Origin of the sequence: Streptomyces sp. NPDC059002 (assembly GCF_042740435.1) — a bacterium.
Taxonomy (GTDB): domain Bacteria; phylum Actinomycetota; class Actinomycetes; order Streptomycetales; family Streptomycetaceae; genus Streptomyces.
In genome coordinates this window covers 113,190-130,166 of the sequence record NZ_JBHYJI010000003.1, presented here as the reverse complement: position 1 = coordinate 130,166, position 16,977 = coordinate 113,190, and the positions used below count along the sequence as shown (strand labels likewise).

The window sequence follows — 16,977 nt, the reverse complement described above, 5'->3', positions numbered from 1 at the left end:
TTGCCGTGGTTCACGGGATAAGGCCCGCGGTGTCGGCCCCGCGGGAGAGTGGTCTGAACGGCACACGCCACTCATGGGGAGGGCGGGGCGGGGGCCCGTGCGGGCCGCGGAGGGGAGGGCGGAGGCGCCGCCTCCGGGGCGGGCCGCCCTGAGACGGCCGGGCGCCCCGCTCCCGAAGGGCACGGCCCGCCCGCGGCGTACGACACCTGCGCGGGCCGGGCGGCGCCCGAGAACGTCCCCACCGGCAACAGCGACGGCACGCCACCCCGGCGCATGGCCCCCGGCGCAACCCCTCCCCCGCCCAGCCCCACTCACAGCGCACCCCCAAAGTGCGCATGAGCCGACGCCCGGGTCAGGGTCTTGGTCGCGTGGAGCAGGAGCGCGAGGGCCGCGAGGCCGCAGGCGGTGGTGGGGACGATTCCGGGGCCCCAGGTGTCGACGGCGGCCGTGACGGGGGACGCGAGCGCCCCGCAGCCGGGCAGCCGCCCCGCGAAGACCAGCGCCAGCGCTCCCGCCTCCGCCGCCCCCGCGGCACCGAGCATCCACACGGGCGCCCGCGTGGACCCGTACGCCCCGAGCAGTCGTGCGAGCAGAAGGAGTGCCCCGAGCGCACCGGCACCGGCGAGCGTCCCACTGAGCACCCCGCCGGACGCCCCGCCCCACTCCCCGAGCACCGCACCGGACAGCACGAGGAGCACCCCGAGCGCCCCGAGGAAGAGCGCGAACACGCCGAGCAGCAACGGCCTTACGGAGTCGGCGAATTCATCCAGTCCGCGGCTGGCCCCGAGCCGCCTCCCGGCCCGTACGGCGAACAGCCGGGCGCACCAGATCGCGGGCGCGACGGCGAGGGACAGGGCGAGGAGCGCGGCGAAGGACGGCGTCCAGAGCCCGTCGGGTCCGCCCGCCACGGCACCGCTCAACAGCCCGTCGCCCAGGAGCGCGTACGCCAGGAGCCAGCACACCCACGCGCGCGTGGACGGCGTCGGATGCGCGGCCGAGCGCAGCGGCCCGTACCGGAGAGCGATGCGCAGCGCCAGGCCCACGGCTGACGCACCCCCGAGCCCCACCGCGAGCCGCGTACCTCCCGCGGAGAGGGCGATCCCGGCGACGGCCAGCGCGCACACCGCACCGGGCAGCAGCGCGAACAGGGCCCAGCCCGCGGGCACTTCGGGCCCTTTGCGTACGTCGCCGTCGGCACTCGGCGCCGGACGCTCGCCGGTGTCGTCACCGCGCGGCACGCGCGCGTACATCTCCTCGGCCAGTGCGAACACATCGCGGTGCCGGAAGCGGGCAGCGGTCCGATCGGTCACGCCGTGCGCCTCCAGGCCCGCGGCGATCTCCAGCGGGTCGACCGCGCGTGCGCACAGCTCCCGGTGACGGTGCATCAGCGCCTTCACGGGGTCGGCGGCGCCCCGCCGCCCCACCTTGGCGACCGCGGCCCGCGCCCGCCCGCCCCGCCGAGCCTCACCGGAGAAGGCACCATCGGCGCCAGCACAGCCACCAGCACCAGCAACGCCCCCCTCCCCAAAAGCAGGAACCGACACCGCCCCGAAGTCCGGCCCCCGCGCCGCCCCCGGCGCGAGCCCCGCCCCCGGCGTCAGCGCCGCATCCGCGAGCAGTTCCTCGGAGCGCGTGTCCCAGCCCCCCGCACCCAGCGGGGCCCGGGGCGCGTCCACCGTGTCGGGACGACCCTCCTGGGCCCGGTCTCGGGCCCCGTCGGCACGCTGCTGTCGCTCGACGCCGTTCATACGGCGGCCTCCTTCAGCTCGGCGTCCTCATGGGCGGCCCGGTCCACCGCCCAACTCGGCACCCCCGCCGCCTCGGTGCCGGGCTCCGCGCCGGACGCGGGTCCCACCGCGACCGCCCACCGCCCGGGGACGTACGCCTCCGCGGGATTCGCGAACGGCAGCGGTTCGCCCGCCTCGTCGACCGCGTCCCTGCGCACCGGGCAGTGCGAGACGATCTCCAGATAGATCCCGCGGAACGCCGCGACGTTCTGCTCGACGGTGAAGAGTTCGAGGGCCCGCGCCCGCGCCGCCGCGCCCAGGCGCGCGCAGCGCTCCGGGTCGCGCAGCAGCGCCACGCACGCCTCCGCGAGCGCCCGCGGATTGCGCGCCGGCACCACGAGACCCGTGCCGCCGATGACCTCGACGACCGCGCCGACGTCCGTCGAGACGGTCGCGCGCCCGCAGAACATGGCTTCGACGAGGCTGATCGGGAAGCCCTCGACGACGCTGGACAGGACGACGACGCCCCCTGCCGCGTACGCGTCGGCGAGTTCGGGCACCTCGGGGCCGCCGATCTCCTCGAAGGAGACGGGGTTGTCGCCGATGTCGTGCACGCCGTCGGCCTCGTCGGGGAAGAGCTGTGCCGCGAGCGCCCTGCAGTGGGCGAGATAGGCCGCGGCCTCGGGCCCTTCGGCGGGCGCCCCGACGATCCGCAGGCGCGCCTTGGGCTCTTCCTTGCGGACGTCGGCGAAGGCGTGGAGGAGTGAGATCAGGTCCTTGGCGGGCTCGATGCGGCCGACCCAGAGCAGCGTGCCGGGGTCGGCGGCGAAGTCGTCGTACCCGCCCTCGCCGACTTCGGAGAAGCGGCCCGACTCCATGCCGGGGTAGACCGTGCGCAGCTTGGCCCGGTCGGCGCCGCAGCGCTCCTGCCAGCGGCGGGCGTGCGTGTTGCCGGGGGTGACGAGGGTGGCCCTGCCGTACACCTCGGCGGCGAGCAGTCCCTGGAAGGAGGCGAGCAGCGCCCGGGCGGGAGCGCTCAGGTCGGTGTCGCCCGCGGCGAGGTAGTGCGCCCGCAGCTGCACGCCGTACTCGGTCACGAGCAGCGGCACTCCGGCGAAGTGCTTGGCCAGCAGGCCGGGCAGCGCGGCGGGTCCGCCGGAGGTGGCGTGGCACAGGTCGACCGCGCCGAGCCCGTCGTCCCCGTACCAGTCGAGGGAGAGCGGCCGCAGCGCGCGCTCCATCAGGCCCGCGACGGCGAGCAGGTCGGGCACCCGGACGGTGCGGGCGGCGCGCAGCGCGCCGGGCGCACGGCAGGCGCCCTCCAGGGCGCGCACGGCGGTCTCGGAGCGCAGCGCTCCGGCGAGTCCGCCTTCGTCGCGGGCGAGTTCGGCGAGTCCGTACAGCGCGTTGCCGAAACGGTCCGCCACCTCGTCACACGGATCCGCCGAGCCCGCGAAGTCGCCCCGGCAGACCACGGCCGCCAGCTCCCCGAAGCACTCCGCGAACCTCCGCCGGGCCCGCCGCCCGTGCCCGCCCCGGGGGCCCGCGCCGGACAGCGCGTCGTCGTCGGCGGTCCACAGCGGTGCCGTGCGCACCTGGCTGACCTGCGGCGGCAGTTCGATCCAGCCCTGCGTCTCCTGCCGCTCGCTGCGGCTGAGCGCGTAGATGTCGAATTCGTGCTGCCCGAGCCCGCGCACGAGCCGGTCGCACCACAGCCTGGCCTCACCGCTCACATACGGATAGCCACCCTCCGTAAGCAGTCCGATGCGCACGAGTGCACCCCCGATCTCCCGTTTGGGGAGCCACCGTTGGACCGGCGGCTCGCAGCGGGACGAACGTATGCGGTCATGCCGGTGGCGCGACGGACGGTTGTCCATCGCGCCACCAAAAGGGGTGAACGGCCGTAACTTTCCCGCGCCGGTAGCGTTCTGTCGCGCTATAGCGCCCCTGAAGCCCCTTTTCGCTACGGAGAGTTATGCTGCGGCCAGCTCCTGGCCGTCCGCCGTCAGCTCCTTGCGGGCCGCGCGCCGCCGCGCCGCCACCTCGGGATCGAGCGCGGGCACGGCGGCCAGCAGCCGCTTGGTGTACGGGTCGCGGGGCGAGCCGTACACCTCCTCCGCGGGGCCGCACTCCACGATCCGGCCCGCACGCATCACCGCGACCCGGTCGCTGACCTGGCGCACCACCGCGAGGTCGTGCGCGATGAAGATCAGCGCGAGCCCCAGCTCCCGCTGCAACTCGGCGAGCAGCGCGGTCACTTGGGCCTGCGTCGTGACGTCGAGCGCGGAGACCGGCTCGTCGCAGACGATCACCCGCGGCTCGGCGGCGAGTGCCCTCGCGATGCCGACGCGCTGGCGCTGACCGCCGCTGAACTCGTGCGGATAGCGGTCGTAGTGCGCCGCTTCGAGCCCGACGCGTTCCAGGAGCTCGCGCACCCGCTCCCGTACGAAGGAGTCGTCCTCGCCCCGGGCGCGCAGCGGGTCCGCGATGGACTCGCCGATGGAGCGCCGCGGGTTGAGCGAGGACACCGGGTCCTGGAACACCATCTGCACATCGGGCCGCACCCGGCCGCCGGACCGCTCCGCACCCCCGTGGCGGAGTCGTCCGGCGCTCGGCTGGAGGAGGCCGACGAGCATCCGGCCCAGGGTGGTCTTGCCGCTGCCGCTCTCCCCGACGATCCCGAGGGTCTCGCCCCTGTGCACGGCGAGGGACACCTCGTCGACCGCCGTGACGGCCCGCCTGCCGCGCCCGAACTCCCGGCGCAGACCGACGGCTTCGAGCACCGGGTCGCCGGGCTCCGCGCCGCCGGGCCCCGCCGCGGGACGCGTCCGCGGCACGTCGACACGGGGCACCGCGTCGAGCAGCTCACGGGTGTACGCCTCGCGCGGCGCCCCGAGGACGTCGCGCACCGCGCCCCGCTCCACCGCGCGTCCGCCGCGCATGACGAGCACGTCGTCGACGCTCTCGGCGGCGACGCCCACGTCGTGCGTGACCAGGAGGAGCCCCATGCCGGTCTCCTGGCGCAGCGTGTGCAGCAGGTCGAGGATCTGGGCCTGGACGGTCACGTCGAGCGCGGTGGTCGGCTCGTCGGCGATCAGCAGCGCGGGTTCGCACGCCAACGCCATGGCGATGAGCGTGCGTTGGCGCATGCCGCCGCTGAACTCGTGCGGCCGCGCGCGCGAGCGGCGTGCCGCGTCGGGAATGCCGACCCGTTCGAGCACCTGCACGGCACGCGCGCGTGCCGCCCGCCGCGACGTCCCGGTGTGCACGCGGTACACCTCGGCGATCTGGTCGCCCACCGCGTAGTACGGATCAAGGGAGGAGAGCGGATCCTGGAAGACCATCGCGACCCTCCCGCCCCGCAGCCGCCGCAGTTCGGCGTCCGACGCCTCGCGTGCGCCGTCGCCCGCCGCCTGTACGTCGATGCCGTCGACCCGCACCGAGCCGCCGACGCGCGCGCCCGTGCCCCGGTGCAGCCCGAGCAGCGCGGCCGCCACGGTCGACTTGCCGGACCCCGACTCGCCGACGAGGGCGAGCGCGCCGCCCGCCTCCAGCGTGAAGGAGAGGCCGTCCACAGCACGGACTCCCGATCCGAACTCCACGCTCAGATCCTCGACTTGGACGAGACTCACGACAGCACCACCCGTCGGTCGGCCACCGCGTACAGGACGTCCGCGACGGCATTGGCGAGCACCACGAAGAAGCCGGTGACCATGACGAGACCGACCACCACCGGCAGGTCGACGTCCTTGACGGCGTGCACGAGTTCGCGCCCGATGCCGGGCAGGCCGAACAGCGTCTCGCTGAGCACCGCGCTGCCGAACATCGAACCGACGTCGTTGGCGGTCAGCGCGATGACGGGCGCGAGGGCGCCCCGCAGCGCGTGCCTGCCGATGATGGACCGCTCCCCCACGCCGTACGCGCGAAAGGTCCGCACATGGTCGTCGGCGAGCGTCTCCAGCATCGAGGCGCGGGTCAGCCGCGCGTACTTCGCGGCCTCGATCAGGGCCAGCGAGAGCCACGGCAGCAGCAGGTTCCACGCCCACTGCGTCGGGTCGTCGCCGAAGTCGACGTACTGCGGGAAGGGCAGCCACTGGAGCTGGCCGCAGACCACGATCATCAGCAGCAGGCCGATGACGAAGACGGGCGTGGCGGTGCCCGCGAGCGTGACGGCGGTCAGCACCCGCTCGCTGGCCCGGCCGCGCCGCCAGGCGGAGAGCACGCCGGTGCCCACGCCGAGGATCAGCCACATCACCATCGCGCCGAGCGCGAGGGACGCGGTGACCGGCAGCTTCGCCAGGATCAGCGTGGTGACCTGCTGGTCGCTCTGGTAGGAGAGCCCGAGGCAGGGCGCGCCGCAGTGCTCCACCGTCGTGCCGGTCGAGTAGTCCTGGCCGACGACGATGCCCTGCAGGAAGTCCCAGTAGCGGACGTACAGGGGGTCGTCGAGCCGCAACTGCTCGGCGACCTGCTGGACTTGGGCGGGCGAGCAGCGCGGCCCGCAGGTGATCTGGGCGACGTCGCCCGGCGCGGCGTAGAACACCACGTAGATGATCACGGAGATGGCGAACAGCGTGACGACGGCGCCGATCAGGCGCCGCAGCAGGAACCCGGTCATGCCTTGGCCTCCCGCTTCCGGCCCGTGCCGACCCGCAGCCTCGACGCGGCCCGCGGGTCGAGCGCGGTGCGCACCCCGTCGCCGAGGACGGTGAGCGCGAGCACGGTGACGAACAGCGCGCCCGCGGGAAGCAGCAGATACTGCGGCGCGGCCTGGTACCAGACGTCGGCGGAGGTGAGCATCTGTCCCCATGAAGCGGTCGGCGGCTTCACTCCGACACCGAGGAACGACAGCGCGGCCTCGACCGTGATGTTCACGGGGACGAGCAGCGCGGCGTAGGTGATGACGGGCGCGGCGAGCGCGGGCAGCAGCTCGCGCCGGGCGATCCGCACGGTGCCCCAGCCGCTGAGCCGCGCCGCGGCCACGTAGTCGAGTTCCTTGAGCGTGACCGTCTGGGCACGCACGATCTTGGCCATGTTTCCCCAGGCGACGAGCCCGATGACGAGGGCGACGAGCACCGGGCGAGGGAATCCGCTGGGCACGATCGCCATCAGGGCGAGCGACAGGACCATCAGGGGCATCGCCACGATGACGTCGGTGGCCCTGCTGAGCGCCTGGTCCACCCAGCGGTTGCCGAGGCCGGCCGCGACGCCGACCACGACGCCGAGGAACACCTGCACGACGGTCGCGGCGAACGCGACACCGAGGGAGACCCGCGCGCCGTACACCAGGCGGGCGAAGAGGTCGCGCCCGGTCTGCGGTTCGACGCCGAGCCAGTGCTCGCCGCTGATCCCGCCGAGCGGGCCGACCGGCACGCCGCCGCGCGCCGAGTCGATGAGATCCGGGTGGTACGTGGTGGGGTCCTGCCCCTCCAGGGCGGTGAGCAGCGGCGCGGCGAGCGCCACGAGGACGAGCAGCGCGACGACGCCCGCCGCGACGAGGGCGGCGCGCTGCTCACGCAGGCGCCGCCAGAAGGTCGTCACGACTACTTCACCGCGACCTGGGAGATGTCGAGGACGCCGGTCCAGTCGCTGATGACGACGTTCTTGATGTCCTTGCCGTAGAGGCGCTTGTAGACGGGGTGGAAGAGCGGCACGGTCAGCGCCTGCTCACCGATCTTCTGGTCGAGGGCGCCCCAGCGCTTGGCGGCGGCCTTCAGGTCGGTGAGCTTGTTGATCTCGTCGATCTCGTCGTTGACCGACTTGTCGTCCAGGAAGCCGGAGTTGAAGTTGGCGCCGTCCTTCACGATCTGCCGGCCGTCGAAGATCGGGGCGAGGAAGGGGCCGCCGGAGGGCCAGTCGGCACCCCAGTGGGCGAGGAAGAGACCGGGCTCGTCGTCGGCGCTGTGCACCTTGTCCCGGTAGTCGTTGTCCTCCAGGCCCTGCAGCTTGACGGTGATCCCGGCCTTCTTCAGGGCGTCCTGGACGGCGGTCGCGATCTCGGGGCTGGTCTCGAAGTCCTTGGCGTTGGAGTGCGTGAGCGTGATGGTGAGCCCGTCCTTGTGACCGGCCTCCTTCAGCAGCTCCTTGGCCTTCTTCGGGTCGCCGTTCGGGCCCGCGGGGAAGTGGTCGTACTTCGTGTAGCCGAAGGACTTCTGGTTGGGCAGATAGGTGGTGGCGGGCTCGGCGAGCGCGGAGCCGCCCGCGGCGTTGACGACCGAGGAGCGGTCCACGGCGTACGAGATGGCCTGGCGCACCTTGGGGTCGTCGAACGGCTTCACCTTCGGGTTGAAGGCGAGGTAGTTGGTGTAGCCGAAGTGCCCGGTGCCGACGTGCGAGGAGAGTTCCTTGTCGCCGGTGACCTTGGCGAGCTCGGCCGGGCCGAGGTTGGTGTCGGTGGTGACGGCGGCGGCGTCCGCGCCCTGGCTCGCGGAGAGCCGCTGGTTGATGACGGACGAGTCGAGCCCGGACCGTACGTCGATCGTGTCCGGGTACGCCTTGCGCTCCGGGTCGGTCTTCGCGGACCAGTGCGGATTGCGCTCCAGGCGCAGCCGCTCCCCGTCGTTCTCGTTCTCGACGACCTTGTAGGGGCCGGAGGAGATCGGGTGCTCCTCGTACTTGGTGCCCTTGTCCTTGGCCTTCGGCACGGGCGTGAACTGCGTCTGCGTCGCCAGATAGGGGAACTCGCCCTCGGGCTTGTTCAGATGGAAGACGATGGTCCGCTCGTCGGGCGTCTCGATGGACTTGAGCCCCTTGCCGCTCTTGTCCTTGTACGGCCCCTCGTACGCGTCCCCGCCGATCAGCCAGTCCCTCAAGTAGGGCGCGCCACCGCTGAGTTCGGCGGCGAAGGACCGCTCGATGCCGTACTTCACGTCCGCCGAGGTGATCGGCGAACCGTCCTCGTACTTGAGCCCCTTCTTCAGGGTGTACGTCCACACCGTGGCGTTCTTGCTCGGCTTGCCCAGATCCGTGGCGAGGTCCGGCACGACCTCCGCGCCCTTGGCGCCGTCCTCGCGGTTGCGGGTGGTCAGCGTGCGGAAGACGAGGCTGGGGACGTTGCCGCCGCCCGAGGTGTAGAGCCGCGCCGGGTCGAAGTCGACCTGCGGGTCGCGGTTGAGGACGGTGAGCGTGCCGCCCTTGGCGGGCTTGCCGTCGCCGCCGCTCTTGGCGTCGTTGTCCTTGGGGCCCGCGCAGGCGGCGACGCCCGAGGCCAGGACCAGGCTGACGGATGCCGCTGCCACGCGGCGGGCTATGACGGACGATTGACGCATCGGAAGAAGACCTCTCGGGGAACGCCGCACGCAGGCACAGAGGCACGAAACGGCAGCGGATCAGCGGGAATTGAGCAGGGCTGACCCCGGGAAGGCGCGGGAAAAGCAGCAAGAAGCAGCGAAAGGGCTGAGAAATGCGACGCACTCGCCGGGGCAGGCGTCAGCAACAGTGAATGTCGGCCACGCAGAGCGCGGTCACGCCGAGCAGCGCCAGCTCAATGGCGGCGCTCGAGGGGGCGTGACGGTTCGACATGCGGAGAAATATGAACGAACTTCCGACGGATGTCAAAGCGGCCGCCGGGGCCGTACGCCGGTCCCGGCTCAACTCTTGGGGAACGCCCAGGGGTTGGCCCTGCACTTGATCCCGTCGTGATCAAGGAATTTGGTCTGCTGCTGCATGACGGGCGCGAGGTCCCCGTCCTTGGTGCAGTCCGTGTGGTTGAAGCCGAGCCGGTGCCCGACCTCGTGATTGATCAGCATCTGGCGGTACGGGAAGATGACGTTGCCGAATTCCTTCTTGACGGCGTCGCCATAGGTCTTCGCGCCCTGCGCCCACCGATAGGCGTTGATCATCACGCGTTCCGTCGCCGCGGAATCGCACGACACATTGTCCTGGGTCGTGTCGAGACCGGATTTGGCGCACCAGGCAGCGGTCGTCCCCGGGCTCGCCAGCGTAATGACGAAATCGGGCTTCCCCGACGATATCCGCTCGAAGGTACGGGCCCCGGCATGGGCCCAACTCCGGTCGTCGTTCAGGGTCTTCTGCACGGCCTGCGCGAAGAGCTCACCGTCCAGACCGAGCCCCTTCTCGACGTCGACGCGATACTTCCAGAGCCGCCCCTTGCCGGGCGCCTTGTCGAATCCGGATATCGCCTCGAAGTCGCCGGACGCCTTGAGCTTCGCGTCCAGCGGGTACTTCTTGCCCATCTTCTGGTCGTACGTCAACGGGGCCGCGGACGGGGTCGGCCGCGCGTCCGAACGCGAGGCCGGGTCGTCGGTGTCACGCGCGCCGCCACCGGGCGCCGCCTGCGTCCTCGGACCCGATTCCTCCGGCCCGTCGGCGACCTGACCTGCCACGACGACCGCGAGCACGGTGGTCACCGCGGCGGCCGCGATACCGGTGAAGGTGCGCCCCTTGCCGCTCTTCTCGCCGTCACCGTCGTCGCCGTCACCCTCGGCACCGTCGGCCGCGAGGGGCAGCTCCGGGGCGTCGCCCCAGTCCGTGACGGAGGCGTACGGGTCGCGGGGCGGCGGGGGCGCACTCGGAGCCGGGTCATCGCCCCGGCCCTTGCCGGGGAATGCCTCGACGTACTCCTGCCGGGGCCCGGGCACACGCGGCGGCACTCCGTACCCGGCGCCCACCCGCGGACCCGATCCGGTGCCGGTCCCGGTCCCGTCGCCCCACCCGCCACCGGGCTCCCGCTGCTCGGGATGCCCGCCACGGACGTGCGCCTGCGGCGTGCCGTGGGCGGGGGTGCCGTGCGCGGGGGTTCCCTGCGCGGGCGTGCCGTGGGCAGGGGTGCCATGGGCCGGGGTTCCTTGCGCGGGGGTTCCCTGCGCGGGCGTGCCGTGGGCAGGCGCGCCCTGCGCAGGCGTCCCGTCCTCCGTCGGCACCCGTCGTCGGCGCCCCGTGCCGGGCCCCGGCGGGCGGGCCGCGCCCGCGCTCGCACCCTGTGCGAGCGGTATGCCAGAGGTGCCTGTGGTGTTCTCGGTGCCTGCCGGGCCGCGGCGGCTGTGACGTCCCACGCCCCGCCTCAGCTCCCCGAACCCGCGCGCCGGCCGCTCGACCCGCCCGTATCGGCGAGGAGTTCACGGAAGGCCGTGGCCACGCTGTCGGGGTACTCCATCATCGCGACGTGTCCCGCCTCCGGCAGCGTCAGGAGCCGCGCATCACGGAACGCGGCGGCCGCCTTGTGCGCCATGCGGTACGAGACGAGCAGATCGCGCCCGCCGTAGACAAGCAGGGTCGGCGCGAGCACCCGCTCGGCCTGGCGCCAGAGCCCGTGCTGGCCGCCCAGCGTGTACGCGTTCACGATCCCGCGCGCCGAACGCGTCATCGCGTCCCAGAAATAAGGGAGTTGAAGCCTGCGCTCCATCTCCCGCACCGCCGCGCTGAATCCTTCCGGCGTGACTCTGCCCGGGTCGCCGTAACAGAGCCCCATGACACCGCGCACCCGCTGCTCGGCCGTCCAGTCCCTGGTGAGCCTGGTGAAGAGCGGGGCGACGCCGGGCACCGCGAGCAGCCCGGTCGGCAGCGCCGTGCGCTGCACCCGCAGCTCGGGGAGCGCGGGCGACACCAGCGTCAGCGTGCGGACGAGGTCGGGGCGCACCGCGGCGACGCGCGTCGTGACGGCGCCGCCCATCGAGTTCCCGAAGAGGTGGACGGGCCCGCGGGCGCGCGCGTCGAGATAACGGATCACCGCGCGCGCGTGCCCGGTGATGGAGTAGTCGCCGTCGTCCGGTGGCGGAGAGTCACCGAACCCCGGCAGGTCGATCGCCTCGCAGTCCACGACGTCCTCGAGCAGCGGCATCAGGGCCGACCAGTTCTGCGAGGAACCGCCGAGCCCGTGCACGTACAGCGCGGGCGGCAGGCCGGTGCGCACGGACGGCCTGGACCGCACCGACAGCGTGAGCCCGGGCAGGCCGACGGAGTCGAGCCGCTCGCCCTCGGCGACCGCCACGGCACCCGGCTTGGGCGCGGCGGCACTGGCCAGCAGGTGGGGCAGCTCGGTCGAAGACATGCGGGCAATGTTACGAGACGATCACGCGGTAGTTCACGTGTTCGCCGTCACAGATCGCCCATGGATCGCGTAGCGCCCCGTCCGGGTGTCTCCTACGCTCATAGAAAGAGGGCGAACAGGGCACTCGCACCACTAGGCACCACTAGGGAAGAGAGCCACGATGACCGTCGATCCCAGCGACCCGGACACCTTCGACGTCGAGGACACCGCGGCGGCGGCCGACACCGACGTCGAGACGCCGGAGGCGGACTCCGTCGAACAGCACGCGGACCTCACACCGGAGCACGACGACTCCCTGCGGGACGCCGATCCGAACGCCGCGAACGAGGCGGACCTCGCCGAACAGGCCCGCGTCGTCAGCATCGACGAGGACGACTATCGGTAGCCCACCGGCGACCTGACCGTGTTTGCCCTGCTACGCACGGCTTCCACGGCCATCCAGTCCGTGAAATTCTGCGCTCGCACCGCGCACATCACTGTTACCGAAAAGTACGATGGCGGCGCGGCGCTCACCGCACATCGGACGATTTGGGAGGCGGCGTGACAGCCATCGAGCAGACAGAGGCGGCACGCCCGCGGGGCACACGCCTGCCGCGCCGTGCCCGACGCAACCAGCTCCTGGGCGCGGCCCAGGAGGTTTTCGTCGCGCAGGGGTACCACGCGGCCGCGATGGACGACATCGCCGAGCGCGCCGGCGTCAGCAAGCCGGTGCTCTACCAGCACTTTCCGGGCAAGCTCGACCTCTACCTCGCACTGCTCGACCAGCACTGCGAGTCGCTGCTGCAGTCCGTCCGCACGGCGCTCGCGTCCACCACGGACAACAAGCTCCGCGTCGCCGCGACGATGGACGCCTACTTCGCGTACGTCGAGGACGAGGGCGGCGCCTTCCGCCTGGTCTTCGAGTCGGACCTGACGAACGAGGCCGCGGTCCGCGAGCGCGTGGACCGCGTCACGCTGCAGTGCGCCGAGGCGATCTGCGAGGTCATCGCCGAGGACACCGGCCTGCCCAAGGACGAGGCGATGCTCCTCGCCGTCGGTCTCGGCGGGTACTCCCAGGTGGTCGCGCGCTACTGGCTGGCGAGCGACAGCACGGTCCCGCGCGAGAAGGCGGTCCAGCTGATCACGTCGCTGGCCTGGCGCGGCATCGCGGGCTTCCCGCTGCACGGCACCGAGGGCCACTGACCCCTCGCCCCTTTGTTCCCGTCCCGTGTTCGCTCCTGGCGTGCACGGCCGCGGCCGTCCACGTCCCCTCACCGGGCTAATGTGTGCTGGGTACGGCGCGGACGGCCGCGCACAGACTGACCGTCGGAGGGACAAAGCCGTGGAGGTCAAGATCGGCGTGCAGTACGCGCCCCGCGAGATCGTGCTGGAGAGCGGCCAGAGCGCCGAGGAAATCGAGCGCGCGGTGTCCGAGGCGCTGACCGGCAAGTCGCCGCTGCTGAGCCTCGTGGACGACCACGGCCGCAAGGTCCTGGTTCCGGCCGACCGCCTCGCGTATGTGGAGCTCGGCGAGCCCACCGCGCGCAAGGTGGGCTTCAGCGCCCTGTAGGACGCACACACGAGAAGGGCCCGGTGGTTTCCAACCACCGGGCCCTTCTTGCGTGTTGGGCGACATGACGCCGACGGCGCCCGATGACGGAGGGTTGCATTCCGGCCGCCTGGGGTAGACCGGCTACGACCGATTTGCACCTGGCCGCGAGGGAGGGCACCACCGTGATTCTGGAAGCACTCGGCTCCACATTGCTCGGCCTCGCCCTGGCCTGGGCCACGGCGCACCGCCTCGCACACCGGCTGCCCACCCGCAGCCTGGTCCTCGCGACGGGCCCGGCCGGCGCCCTCATCGGCGCCTTCATCACCCACATGGCACTGGGCCCCGGCCACGCCCCCGCCACCCTCGCAGGAGCAGTGGCCGTCTCACTGGCCCTGCTGTCCCTCCTGATCCGCCCGACGCGCAACAGACTGCGCCGCTCAGCACCGGCGTAAAAGGAGCGCCCCGTAAGGGGCGCGGGGAACTGCGCGCCCAGCCACAGCCGACCCGCAGGTGCCCCCGAACCGCCCCGGGGTTCAGCTAGGCCGCAAGGCCAAGCGCAGCCATCCGCTTGGTGTGCGCCTCAGTGATCCGAGAGAACATCCGCCCGACCTCGGCAAGATCAAACCCATCGGCCACGCCCCCGACCAGCATGGTCGACAACGCATCCCGATCGGCGACCACCCGCTGCGACTGCGAGAGCGCCTCCCCCATGAGCCGCCGCGCCCACAGCGCGAGCCGTCCCCCGACCCGCGGATCCGCCTCGATCGCGGCCCGCACCTTCTCCACGGCGAAGCTCGCGTGCCCCGTGTCGTCGAGGACACCGAGCACGAGCTCACGCGTGTCCGCGTCGAGCCTGGCCGCCACCTCGCGGTAGAAGTCGCTGGCGATCGAGTCACCGACGTACGCCTTGACCAGGCCCTCCAGCCAGTCGGACGGCGCGGTCTGGCGGTGGAAGCCGTCGAGCGCGGCGACGAACGGCTCCATCGCCTCGGTCGGCTCCGCGCCGATCGCGGACAAACGGTCCCTGAGCTGCTCGAAGTGGTGGAACTCGGCCGACGCCATCTTCGCGAGCTCCGCCTTGTCGCCGAGCGTCGGCGCCAGCTTCGCGTCCTCCGCGAGCCGCTCGAACGCCGCGAGCTCCCCGTAGGCGAGCGCGCCAAGGAGGTCCACGACCGCGGCGCGGTAGTGGGGCTCGGCGGAAGCTTTCGCCCAGTCCTGGGCGGCGACTCCGGTGGGTTCGGGGGCGGATTCGGCAGGGGTGTCAGGCGTCTCCATGAAGCGCACAATAGCCCGCCTGCCGTAAGGCGGAAGGCCCTGGTCATGCACTGTGACCACGACCATGTGACCAATTCGCCGGACACGCATGCGAGATTCCGGGGTACAGTGGTAATGCGCCCGCCGAATATTCGACGGGCCGTACGAATGAGGATGCCCGGTCGGTGGCCCGATCGGCTCCGACCCGACAGCCCTCCAGGGCGTACGCGCAGATGCGTACGGCATGAGGAGGGAACCTCAGCGGTGAGAGCGCTCGAGCGCAGGCAGTGGTCCCGCGCCCCCGGCCCGCCCCCCAAGCAGCCGGCGGTAGTGGCACGGTCACGACCCCCAGCGTTCGCCTCGCGCCGCGTCTCACAGAAGAGGCATTGCCCTGACTACGACTTTCCGAGAGCTCGGGATTCTTCCCGAGACGGCCGAGGCCCTTGAGGCCGTCGGCATCATCAATCCCTTTCCCATCCAGGAGATGACGCTCCCCGTCGCCCTTTCCGGCACGGACGTCATCGGCCAGGCCAAGACCGGCACCGGCAAGACGCTGGGCTTCGGTCTGCCGATCCTGGAGCGCGTCACCGTCCCGGCCGACGTCGAGGCGGGCCGCGCGCAGCCCGAGCAGCTGACCGAGGCGCCGCAGGCCCTCGTCGTCGTCCCCACGCGCGAGCTGTGCCAGCAGGTGACGAACGACCTCCTGACCGCGGGCAAGGCGCGCAACGTCCGCGTCCTCGCCATATACGGCGGCCGTGCCTACGAGCCGCAGGTCGAGGCGCTCAAGAAGGGCGTCGACGTGGTCGTCGGCACCCCGGGCCGCCTGCTCGACCTCGCGGGCCAGCGCAAGCTGGACCTCAAGCACGTCAAGTGCCTGGTCCTCGACGAGGCCGACGAGATGCTCGACCTGGGCTTCCTGCCCGACGTCGAGAAGATCATCAACATGCTTCCCGCGAAGCGCCAGACGATGCTGTTCTCGGCGACCATGCCGGGCGCCGTCATCGGCCTGGCCCGTCGCTACATGTCGCAGCCCACGCACATCCGCGCCACCGCGCCGGACGACGAGGGCGCGACCGTCGCGAACATCAAGCAGCACGTGTACCGCGCGCACAACATGGACAAGCCGGAGATGGTCGCGCGCATCCTCCAGGCGGAGGGCCGTGGCCTCGCCATGATCTTCTGCCGTACGAAGCGGACCGCCGCCGACATCGCCGAGCAGCTGGAACGCCGGGGCTTCGCCTCGGGTGCCGTGCACGGCGACCTCGGCCAGGGCGCGCGCGAGCAGGCCCTGCGCGCGTTCCGCAACGGCAAGGTGGACGTGCTCGTCTGCACCGACGTCGCCGCGCGCGGCATCGACGTCGGCGGCGTCACGCACGTCATCAACTACCAGTCCCCCGAGGACGAGAAGACCTACCTCCACCGCATCGGCCGCACCGGCCGCGCGGGCGCGTCGGGTACGGCGATCACGCTGGTCGACTGGGACGACATCCCGCGCTGGCAGCTGATCAACAAGGCGCTTGAGCTGGGCTTCAACGACCCGGTCGAGACGTACTCCAGCTCCCCGCACCTCTACGAGGAGCTGGACATCCCGGCGGGCACCAAGGGTGTGCTGCCGCGCGCCGAGCGGACCCGTGCGGGTCTGGGCGCGGAGGAGATCGAGGACCTCGGTGAGACCGGTGGGCGCGGCCGCGGTGGCCGCTCCGGCGGTCGTACGCAGGACCGCGACCGTGACCGGGACCGTTCGGGCCCGGCGTCCGCCGAGCGCGAGCGCCCCGCGCGCACCCCGCGCCGGCGCCGCCGCACGCGGGCCGGCAGCCCGCTGGACGCCACGACGACGCCGACCACCCCGGCCGCACCGGCCGCACCGGCCGCTCCGGAGGCCGATGCGGCCCCCGAGGCGACCGAGCCGCGCACCCCGCGCCGTCGTCGCCGCACGCGCGGCGCCGCGTCGGAGGCCCTGGCCACGGCCGAGGTCACGCCGACGGAGACCGCCGCCCCCGCGGCCGAGGCCGTCGTCGAGACCGTCGAGGCCGAGGCCCCGGTGACCAAGCCGCGTCGTCGTACGCGCAAGGTCGCGGAGAAGGTCGCCGAGGCCGCCGTCCCCGAGGCCGAGGCGGAAGCCCCGGTCGAGAAGCCGAAGCGCAAGCCCCGCAAGACCGCCGCGGCCAAGGCCGCCGAGGCAGTCGTCGAGGCCGAGGCGCCGGTGACCAAGCCGCGCCGCCGCACCCGCAAGGCCGCGGAAGCCGCGCTGGACACCGCCGAAGGCACCACGGACGCGGTCGAGGCCCCGGCCGAGAAGCCCAAGCGCCGTACGCGCAAGGCCACCGCCGCGGTCGAGACCGCGGAGACCGTCGAGGTCGTCGAGGCCGAGGCCCCGGCCGCCAAGCCGCGCCGTCGCACCCGCAAGGTCGCGGAGAAGGTCGCCGAGGCCGCCGTCCCCGAGGCCGAGGCGGAAG

The 16,977-nt window shown here is 72.5% G+C and carries 15 protein-coding genes; 5 read left to right on the top strand and 10 right to left on the bottom strand.

Annotation, left to right across the window (positions count from 1 at the left end; all coding sequences use genetic code 11):
• Positions 1 to 311 precede the first annotated feature (311 nt).
• The 9 genes from ACFWZ2_RS04295 to ACFWZ2_RS04255 all read right to left on the bottom strand — a co-directional run bounded on the left by ACFWZ2_RS04295 (position 312) and on the right by ACFWZ2_RS04255 (position 11,736).
• Positions 312 to 1,748: a hypothetical protein gene (locus ACFWZ2_RS04295; RefSeq protein WP_384541560.1), complete on the bottom strand. Its 1,437-nt coding sequence runs from the start codon at positions 1,746 to 1,748 to the stop codon at positions 312 to 314.
• Positions 1,745 to 3,499, bottom strand: coding sequence for a DUF3492 domain-containing protein (locus ACFWZ2_RS04290; RefSeq protein WP_384541557.1), 1,755 nt, complete (start codon positions 3,497 to 3,499; stop codon positions 1,745 to 1,747). Before ACFWZ2_RS04290 ends, ACFWZ2_RS04295 begins: the two co-directional genes overlap by 4 nt.
• 201 nt (positions 3,500 to 3,700) lie before the next feature.
• On the bottom strand, positions 3,701 to 5,359 hold the full coding sequence (locus ACFWZ2_RS04285; protein ID WP_384541555.1) for a dipeptide ABC transporter ATP-binding protein: 1,659 nt from the start codon (positions 5,357 to 5,359) through the stop codon (positions 3,701 to 3,703).
• A complete protein-coding gene (locus ACFWZ2_RS04280; protein WP_384541552.1) occupies positions 5,356 to 6,345 on the bottom strand; it encodes an ABC transporter permease in 990 nt (329 codons plus the stop codon). Before ACFWZ2_RS04280 ends, ACFWZ2_RS04285 begins: the two co-directional genes overlap by 4 nt.
• Complete coding sequence (locus ACFWZ2_RS04275; protein ID WP_384541549.1) at positions 6,342 to 7,268, bottom strand: ABC transporter permease; 927 nt, start codon at positions 7,266 to 7,268, stop codon at positions 6,342 to 6,344. The genes ACFWZ2_RS04280 and ACFWZ2_RS04275 overlap by 4 nt, the downstream gene beginning before the upstream one ends.
• Positions 7,269 to 7,270: 2 nt before the next feature.
• Positions 7,271 to 8,995 carry an ABC transporter substrate-binding protein gene (locus ACFWZ2_RS04270; RefSeq protein ID WP_384541546.1) on the bottom strand — a complete coding sequence of 575 codons (1,725 nt, stop codon included), beginning with the start codon at positions 8,993 to 8,995 and terminating at the stop codon, positions 7,271 to 7,273.
• Between the two features lie 160 nt (positions 8,996 to 9,155).
• Positions 9,156 to 9,248 (bottom strand): Ms4533A family Cys-rich leader peptide, encoded by a 93-nt coding sequence (locus ACFWZ2_RS04265; RefSeq protein ID WP_317850838.1) that lies wholly within the window; start codon positions 9,246 to 9,248, stop codon positions 9,156 to 9,158.
• Between the two features lie 68 nt (positions 9,249 to 9,316).
• The gene (locus tag ACFWZ2_RS04260) at positions 9,317 to 10,741 is read right to left on the bottom strand and encodes a DUF3152 domain-containing protein (protein ID WP_384541543.1); all 1,425 of its coding nucleotides are present in this window, start codon (positions 10,739 to 10,741) and stop codon (positions 9,317 to 9,319) included.
• 8 nt (positions 10,742 to 10,749) lie between these two features.
• Positions 10,750 to 11,736, bottom strand: a complete 987-nt coding sequence (locus tag ACFWZ2_RS04255) for an alpha/beta fold hydrolase (protein ID WP_384541540.1) — start codon at positions 11,734 to 11,736, stop codon at positions 10,750 to 10,752.
• A 160-nt stretch (positions 11,737 to 11,896) separates the two neighbouring features.
• On the opposite strand from ACFWZ2_RS04255, the gene ACFWZ2_RS04250 reads away from it, so the two are divergent.
• The 4 genes from ACFWZ2_RS04250 to ACFWZ2_RS04235 all read left to right on the top strand — a co-directional run bounded on the left by ACFWZ2_RS04250 (position 11,897) and on the right by ACFWZ2_RS04235 (position 13,719).
• Positions 11,897 to 12,121, top strand: a complete 225-nt coding sequence (locus ACFWZ2_RS04250) for a hypothetical protein (protein WP_384541537.1) — start codon at positions 11,897 to 11,899, stop codon at positions 12,119 to 12,121.
• A 155-nt stretch (positions 12,122 to 12,276) separates the two neighbouring features.
• A complete protein-coding gene (locus ACFWZ2_RS04245) occupies positions 12,277 to 12,918 on the top strand; it encodes a TetR/AcrR family transcriptional regulator (RefSeq protein ID WP_384541534.1) in 642 nt (213 codons plus the stop codon).
• A 139-nt stretch (positions 12,919 to 13,057) separates the two neighbouring features.
• On the top strand, positions 13,058 to 13,285 hold the full coding sequence (locus ACFWZ2_RS04240) for a DUF3107 domain-containing protein (protein ID WP_055543834.1): 228 nt from the start codon (positions 13,058 to 13,060) through the stop codon (positions 13,283 to 13,285).
• Positions 13,286 to 13,449: 164 nt separating this feature from the next.
• On the top strand, positions 13,450 to 13,719 hold the full coding sequence (locus ACFWZ2_RS04235) for a hypothetical protein (RefSeq protein WP_384541530.1): 270 nt from the start codon (positions 13,450 to 13,452) through the stop codon (positions 13,717 to 13,719).
• Between the two features lie 85 nt (positions 13,720 to 13,804).
• Here the strand turns inward: ACFWZ2_RS04235 and ACFWZ2_RS04230 are convergent, their stop codons facing one another.
• Positions 13,805 to 14,551 carry a ferritin-like fold-containing protein gene (locus tag ACFWZ2_RS04230; protein WP_384541527.1) on the bottom strand — a complete coding sequence of 249 codons (747 nt, stop codon included), beginning with the start codon at positions 14,549 to 14,551 and terminating at the stop codon, positions 13,805 to 13,807.
• A 454-nt stretch (positions 14,552 to 15,005) separates the two neighbouring features.
• Between ACFWZ2_RS04230 and ACFWZ2_RS04225 the strand changes: the two genes are divergently transcribed.
• Positions 15,006 to 16,977 (top strand): DEAD/DEAH box helicase (locus ACFWZ2_RS04225; RefSeq protein ID WP_384542150.1); only part of this gene is annotated, 1,972 nt, incomplete at its 3' end.